Annotated in this window: 5 protein-coding genes and 2 tRNA genes; 5 read left to right on the forward strand and 2 right to left on the reverse strand. The window is 55.0% G+C overall.

Annotation, left to right across the window (positions count from 1 at the left end):
• The first annotated feature begins 335 nt into the window (after positions 1 to 335).
• From DD606_RS17000 to ldtA, 3 genes are all read left to right on the forward strand, one after another.
• Entirely contained in the window at positions 336 to 767 is a 432-nt protein-coding gene (locus tag DD606_RS17000; protein WP_003859525.1) for a universal stress protein, read from the forward strand.
• Between the two features lie 47 nt (positions 768 to 814).
• Positions 815 to 3,508 carry a cation-transporting P-type ATPase gene (locus DD606_RS17005; protein WP_045350295.1) on the forward strand — a complete coding sequence of 898 codons (2,694 nt, stop codon included), beginning with the start codon at positions 815 to 817 and terminating at the stop codon, positions 3,506 to 3,508.
• A gap of 62 nt (positions 3,509 to 3,570) precedes the next feature.
• Positions 3,571 to 4,494, forward strand: coding sequence for a L,D-transpeptidase (gene ldtA / locus DD606_RS17010; protein WP_032659287.1), 924 nt, complete (start codon positions 3,571 to 3,573; stop codon positions 4,492 to 4,494).
• 92 nt (positions 4,495 to 4,586) lie between these two features.
• Here the strand turns inward: ldtA and DD606_RS17015 are convergent.
• Positions 4,587 to 4,662 (reverse strand) — tRNA-Asn (locus DD606_RS17015).
• Positions 4,663 to 4,982: 320 nt separating this feature from the next.
• Here DD606_RS17015 and nac point away from each other — a divergent pair.
• The gene (gene nac / locus DD606_RS17020; protein ID WP_003859531.1) at positions 4,983 to 5,900 is read left to right on the forward strand and encodes a nitrogen assimilation transcriptional regulator NAC; all 918 of its coding nucleotides are present in this window, start codon (positions 4,983 to 4,985) and stop codon (positions 5,898 to 5,900) included.
• Positions 5,901 to 5,996: 96 nt separating this feature from the next.
• Complete coding sequence (gene cbl, locus DD606_RS17025) at positions 5,997 to 6,947, forward strand: HTH-type transcriptional regulator Cbl (protein WP_045350296.1); 951 nt, start codon at positions 5,997 to 5,999, stop codon at positions 6,945 to 6,947.
• Between the two features lie 99 nt (positions 6,948 to 7,046).
• On the opposite strand, the gene DD606_RS17030 is transcribed toward cbl, so the two are convergent.
• Positions 7,047 to 7,122, reverse strand: a tRNA-Asn gene (locus DD606_RS17030).
• Between the last annotated feature and the right edge of the window lie 15 nt (positions 7,123 to 7,137).

Below are 7,137 nucleotides of genomic sequence, written 5' to 3' on the forward strand. Positions count from 1 at the left end.
ACCAAGGCGAATCAGGCTTAAACCGTACATGCATTCCTCCATGAGGTTGAAGGTGGCGCGGGATAAAGAGAATGAACGTGTTGCATGCCTGACTATGAGCATAGTCGGTGAATAAATAAATGTTAAATAACCATTATTAGTGGCGTGACATACTCAGGCGAAACAAGCGTTACAATAGCGTATCCCCTTTGAATAACATCCTGATATTCCTGTGCTACGTTTAATAGCATCCATTCCTTTTTTCCGTAAAAGGCATTCACGCCTGTACCCATGGGGTTGATGCGATCTCTCCTGATTCACTCACTGTTGTGTTGGTTATAAAAAGGATGCTTGATATGTATAAAACGATTCTGGTGCCGGTGGATGTATACGAAACAGCGTTGTCTGATAAAGCGCTACAGCATGCCCAATTCCTGGCGCAAAGCGCATCGGGTAATGTCCATCTGCTGTACGTTATGCCAAAGTTCTCGGCGGAACTGACCCGCGGTTTTATTGCAGACGCGAGAAAGATGGATGAATATATGATTAATAATGCTAAAGAAAAACTGGCTGCGCTGGTAAAAAAAATCAACCTGCCGGAAGCAAATGTCCATCTGCATGTTCGCAGCGGGAATATACGTGATGAGGTAATCAAACTGGCGGATGAACTTAACGTCGGTGCGATTATTGTGGGATCGCGTAATCCCAATATTCAAACCCATTTATTAGGGTCAGAGGCGGCGAGTATCGTTCGTTATGCGCATGTTCCTGTTTTCGTTATTCGTTAATGACATGAAAGCAAGGTGATTTCTGAAAAGAACCCGAGGAAGGAACGATGATAACAGAAAAGCCTCACCGCCCGTATTATCAACAGACCGTTGATGAAACCCTGACAAATATCCAATCCAGCCTCGACGGACTCAGCAGTACAGAAGCGACCGCCAGGCTGGAAAAATACGGCGAAAACGCCTTACCGCAAAAACCGGGTAAACCCGGCTGGCTGCGCTTTCTGGCCCATTTCAACGATGTCCTTATTTACGTCCTTCTGGCGGCGGCGCTGCTGAAGCTGATAATGGGACACTGGGTGGATATGTTTGTCATTCTTGGGGTGGCTATCATTAACGCCCTGATTGGCCATATTCAGGAGAGCAATGCGGAGAAATCGCTGCAAAGCATTCGTAATATGCTCTCCAGCGAGGCTGTGGTCATCCGGCAGGGCAACCATGAAACTATCCCGACGACAGCGCTGGTGCCCGGAGATATCGTGGTGATACGCGCCGGGGATCGCATTCCTGCCGATCTTCGCGTGATAGAGGCGCACAACCTGCGGGTGGAAGAAGCTATTCTCACCGGCGAATCCACGGTAGTGGAGAAAAGCAGCGATGTGCTCAGCGGCGAACTCCCGTTAGGTGACCGTTACAATCTGCTGTATTCGGGCACCACCGTCAGCTCCGGCGGGGGAAAAGGGCTGGTGGTGGCAACCGGTGGGGAGACCGAACTCGGCCATATCAACCAGATGATGTCAGACATTGAAAAACACCGTACCCCGTTGATGGTGCAAATGGACAAGCTCGGCAAGACCATTTTTATCACCATTCTGGTGATGATGCTGGCGCTGTTCGTTTTCAGCCTCATCTTCCGCGATATGCCCGTTTCAGAGCTGGTGCTGTCGCTGATTAGCCTTGCGGTGGCGGCGGTGCCGGAAGGATTACCGGCCATTATCTCGATCATCCTCTCGCTGGGCGTGCAGGCGATGGCGCGTCGCAAGGCGATTATTCGCAAGCTGCCTACCGTGGAAACGCTGGGGGCGATGACGGTTATCTGCTCGGATAAAACCGGCACCCTGACCATGAATGAGATGACGGTAAAAGCGGTGATTACCGCGGACACCACCTACCGCGTGGAGGGAGACAGTTACGAGCCGGTGGGCGCTATTCACCCTGTTGACGATCCAACACCGGTCACCGTGACCCAGGGGTCTGTGCTTGAGCGCTATCTGCGCACCGTCGATCTCTGTAATGACAGCCAGCTGATCAAAGATGAGCAGGGGCTGTGGAAAATCACCGGCGGGCCCACTGAAGGCGCGCTGAAGGTGCTGGCGGCCAAAATCCCGCTTCCGACAATTGACGCCGAATTGCGCAGTAAAATCCCATTCGATTCGCAATATAAATACATGTCCACCCTTTATCACCTGGGCGACGAAGAGGTGATGTTAATCACCGGTGCGCCGGACGTCCTTTTCCGTCTTTGCCAGCACCAGCAGACCCAAAACGGGCTGGAGCCGTTCAACCTGCACTATTGGGAAGAGAAGATTGAAGAGTATGCGCGCGAGGGATTGCGCATGGTGGCTGCGGCCTGGAAACCGGCCGCCAGCGGGCAGCGCGAGCTGACGCATGCGGATCTGCAAGAAGGGGTCATACTGCTCGGCATTGCGGGCATGATGGATCCCCCGCGCCCGGAAGCCATTTCGGCCATTGCCGACTGCTTGCAGGCGGGCATTCGCGTGAAAATGATTACCGGGGATCATCCACAAACGGCGATGAGCATTGGACAGATGCTGGGTATTGGCAACGCGGCGAGCGCCATTACCGGGCGCGAGCTGGAGGCGATGGACGACCACCAGCTGAGCGAGGCGGCGCAAAAATACGATATCTTTGCCCGAACCAGCCCGGAAGATAAATTCCGCCTGGTGCAGGCGCTGCAAAGTAAGCAGGAAGTGGTCGGGATGACCGGGGACGGGGTGAACGATGCGCCTGCGCTGAAGCGGGCGGATGTCGGCATCGCGATGGGGATCAAAGGTACTGAAGTCACCAAAGAAGCCGCCGATATGGTGTTAACGGATGATAACTTTGCCACCATTGCCCGGGCGGTCCATGAAGGGCGTCGGGTCTACGACAACCTGAAAAAGACCATTTTGTTCGTTATCCCGAGCAACATCGCCCAGGCCCTGCTGATCATTATTGCCCTGCTGGCGGGGAACCTGATCCCGTTAACACCGGTACTGATCCTGTGGATGAACATGGCAACCTCGGCAACGCTGTCGTTTGGCCTGGCGTTTGAAGCGGGTGAGAAGGACATCATGAACCGGCCGCCGCGTAAGTCTAACCTGCATGTGATGGACGGTTATGCCATCTGGCGAGTGGTGTTTGTCGGCCTGATGATTGCCATCAGCGCCTTTGTGCTGGAGGCCTGGCTGCAACCTCGCGGCTACTCGCCGGAGTTCATCCGCACCGTGTTGCTGCAAACGCTGGTCACCGCCCAGTGGTTTTACATGCTCAACTGCCGCGTCACCGACGGTTTCTCCCTGAGTAAAGGTCTGCTGGCTAATAAGGGGATATGGATCGTGAGCGGCGTACTTCTGGCCCTTCAGCTTCTGATCATCTATGCGCCGTTCATGCAAATGCTGTTCGGTACCGAAGCGCTACCGTTCCGCTACTGGATCATTACCTGCCTGATTGGGTTTGCGATGTTCATGATTGTTGAAGCAGAAAAAGTCCTTACCCGGAGATGGCGCACGACGAAAAGATGACTGAATGAGCAGGCTAAGCCTGCCCACCGGCAGGCTTTCTCTTTGACTGAGTACAGAACACTATGATTCGATTTGCCTCGTTCGTTTTTACGCTTGGTATTCTGGTTCCCGCTGCATCTGCTGTAACCTACCCCCTCCCTCCCGAGGGCAGCCGCCTGGTGGGGGCGCCGATCACCATCACCGTGCCTGAGGGCAATACTCTGCCGCTCGAAGCGTTTGCAGCGCAGCACGGACAGGGGTTGAGCAATATGCTGGAAGCCAACCCGGGGGTGGATCCGTTTTTACCGCGAGCCGGAACACAGCTTGCGGTGCCGCAGCAGCTTATTCTGCCGCCAACGGTGCGCGAGGGAATTGTGGTGAACGTCGCGGAAATGCGACTTTACTATTATCCACCCGGCAGCAACACGGTTGAGGTGCTGCCTATTGGCATCGGTCAGGCCGGGCGCGAAACGCCGCGTAACTGGGTAACCGCCGTTGAGCGCAAACAGGAAGGCCCAACCTGGTCACCCACGCCAAATACGCGACGCGCTTACGCGAAGGAAGGGAAAACGTTGCCCGCGTTCGTTCCCGCCGGGCCGGATAACCCGATGGGGCTGTATGCCCTTTATATCGGCAGGCTGTACGCGATCCACGGTACCAACTCAAATTTCGGCATTGGTCTGCGCGTCAGCCAGGGCTGCATTCGCCTGCGTAATAACGATATCAAATACCTGTTCGATAACGTTTCGGTGGGGACGCGGGTACAGCTTATCGATCAGCCCGTAAAAGTGACCACGGAGCCGGACGGTAGCCGTTGGGTAGAGGTTCACGAGCCGCTTTCACGCAATCGCGCGGAATTTGAATCGACAAATAAGGTGCCGCTGCCCATTTCAGCCGCACAAAGGACGCAGCTGATAAGTGAAGGGGCGGGCGCTGAACTGGAACGGCGGTCGGGGATGCCGGTGAAGCTTGCTATGACTGGTAGCGCTTCGCTTGCCGGGCCTTGAGTACCGTAGGTCGGGTAAGCGGAGCGCCACCCGACAAACTTACCGAACGCAGAAAAGCAAAAAGCCTGCTTTAAAAGCAGGCTTTTCAAATTTGGCTCCTCTGACTGGACTCGAACCAGTGACATACGGATTAACAGTCCGCCGTTCTACCGACTGAACTACAGAGGAATCGTGTGAACGGGGCGCATATTATCGACCTCCGTACGCCTTGTCAAAGGATGTATCGCCCACTTCAGACTGTTTGCTGACAAAACCAGCAAAGTGACGTTTTTGCCAACGGAATGCACCATTATTGTGCAGATATACCCCGAATGGGGCAGATCGGAAACCGTTGTCCCCGTCTCAAAACAGGCATCAGTGATTGGCTTTCCTTATTTTCAGCCGCTTAGCAGAGACATACACCCGCTGCAAAAAACTGGCATCTATATTGCAAAACCTGTTTAACAACACAGCCGTTACCGGCACGCTATTTTCGAACAGGGGGCAACATGAACTTAAGACGACTGAAATACTTCGTAAAAATCGTCGATATCGGCAGCCTGACCCAGGCGGCTGAAGTGCTGCATATCGCGCAGCCTGCGCTGAGCCAGCAGGTCGCGACTCTGGAAGGCGAAATGGACCAGCAACTGTTGATCCGCACCAAGCGCGGCGTAACGCCTACCGAAGCGGGAAAAATTTTATATACCCATGCCCGCACGATCCTGCGTCAGTGTGAACAGGCGCAGCTGGCCGTGCACAATGTGGGTCAGACCCTGAGTGGCCATGTCTCTATCGGGCTGGCGCCGGGAACGGCCGCATCGTCGGTAACCATGCCGCTGCTTCAGGCGGTGCGAGCAGAGCTACCGGAAGTGCTGGTTTATCTGCATGAGAACAGTGGTTCCGTGCTCAATGACAAACTGCTCAACGGTCAGCTGGATATGGCGGTGCTGTACGATCGCTCCCCGGTTGCCGGGATCACCAGCCAGCCGCTGCTGAAGGAAGATCTTTATCTGGTCGGTACCCGTGATTGCCCTGGCCAGAGCATTGATTTAACCGCTGTGGCAGAGATGAACCTGTTTCTGCCGCGCGACTACAGTGCCGTGCGCGTGCGCGTTGACGAAGCGTTCTCGCTGCGCCGTCTGACGGCGAAGATCATCGGCGAGATTGACTCCATCTCCACGCTGACTGCCGCCATTGCCAGCGGCATGGGTGTAACGGTTCTGCCCGAGTCTGCCGCACGTTCACTGTGCAGCGCGGCAAACGGCTGGATGGCCCGTATCACCACGCCATCCATGAGCTTACCGCTGTCGTTAAATATGTCCGCGCGCGGCTCCCTGTCACCGCAGGCGCAGGCGGTGAAAGAGATCCTGATGTCTCTGGTCAGTAAGCCGTCGCTGGAAAATCGCGAGCTGCAACTGGTCAGCTGATATTCCAAATAAGCATAAGATGCTGGTTTTTATTATTTGTTCTCCAGCCCGGCTGACTCTAACAATAGCCTTATGTCAGATGCGCCGGAGTGAATTGTGAATTTCCAGCAACTTAAAATTATTCGTGAGGCGGCCAGGCAGGATTACAACCTGACCGAAGTCGCCAATATGCTTTACACCTCTCAGTCGGGCGTCAGCCGGCATATCCGCGAGCTGGAGGAGGAGTTAGGCATTGAGATTTTTATCCGTCGCGGCAAGCGCCTGCTGGGTATGACCGAGCCAGGCAAGGCATTGCTGACCATCGCTGAGCGCATTCTCAACGAGGCCAGCAACGTTCGCCGGCTGGCGGATCTCTTTACCAACGACGCTTCCGGTGTGCTGACTATCGCCACCACCCATACACAGGCGCGCTACAGTCTTCCGACGGTTATCAAAGCATTTCGTGAGATCTTCCCGGACGTACGTCTCGAACTGATCCAGGGCACGCCGCAGGAAATCGAAGTGCTGCTGCATAACGGCGGAGCCGATATCGGTATCGCCAGTGAACGGCTGAGCAACGACCCGCTGCTGGTGGCGTTCCCGTGGTTCCGCTGGCACCACAGCCTGCTGTTACCCGCCGATCACCCGCTGAATCAGGTTTCGCCGTTGACGCTGGAAGAGATCGTCAAATGGCCGCTTATCACCTACCGGCAGGGCATTACCGGGCGCTCGCGCATTGATGAAGCGTTCAAGCGTAAAGGGCTCACGCCGGACGTGGTGCTGAGCGCGCAGGATTCCGACGTGATCAAAACCTACGTCGAGTTAGGGCTGGGGATTGGCCTGGTGGCCGAGCAGTCTGGCGGAGAATATGAGGCCGGAAATCTGGTGCGTCTGGATACGCGTCACCTGTTCGATGCGAATACCGTCTGGCTGGGGCTAAAGCGCGGGCAGCTTCAGCGTAACTACGTGTGGCGTTTTATTGAGCTATGCAACGCGGGCCTGTCGGTGGATGAGATCAAACGCCAGGTGATGGAGCCGGAAGAGGTGGCGATTGATTATCAGATTTAGTCGCTAATCAGTAGGCCGGGTAAGGCGCAGCCGCCACCCGGCAAATTTACCGAACCCACAAAAGCAAAAAGCCTGCTTTAAAAGCAGGCTTTTCAAATTTGGCTCCTCTGACTGGACTCGAACCAGTGACATACGGATTAACAGTCCGCCGTTCTACCGACTGAACTACAGAGGAATCGTGTGAACGAGG

Source organism: Enterobacter cloacae complex sp. GF14B, assembly GCF_004136805.1.
In the GTDB taxonomy this organism is placed as follows: Bacteria; Pseudomonadota; Gammaproteobacteria; order Enterobacterales; family Enterobacteriaceae; genus Enterobacter; species Enterobacter hormaechei_C.

What these genes read in the sequence shown, in the direction of transcription:
- DD606_RS17000 (WP_003859525.1), top strand. Translation starts at nt 336, where the DNA reads ATGTATAAAACGATTCTGGTGCCGGTGGATGTATACGAAACAGCGTTG.
- DD606_RS17005 (WP_045350295.1), top strand. Translation starts at nt 815, where the DNA reads ATGATAACAGAAAAGCCTCACCGCCCGTATTATCAACAGACCGTTGAT.
- ldtA (WP_032659287.1), top strand. Translation starts at nt 3,571, where the DNA reads ATGATTCGATTTGCCTCGTTCGTTTTTACGCTTGGTATTCTGGTTCCC.
- nac (WP_003859531.1), top strand. Translation starts at nt 4,983, where the DNA reads ATGAACTTAAGACGACTGAAATACTTCGTAAAAATCGTCGATATCGGC.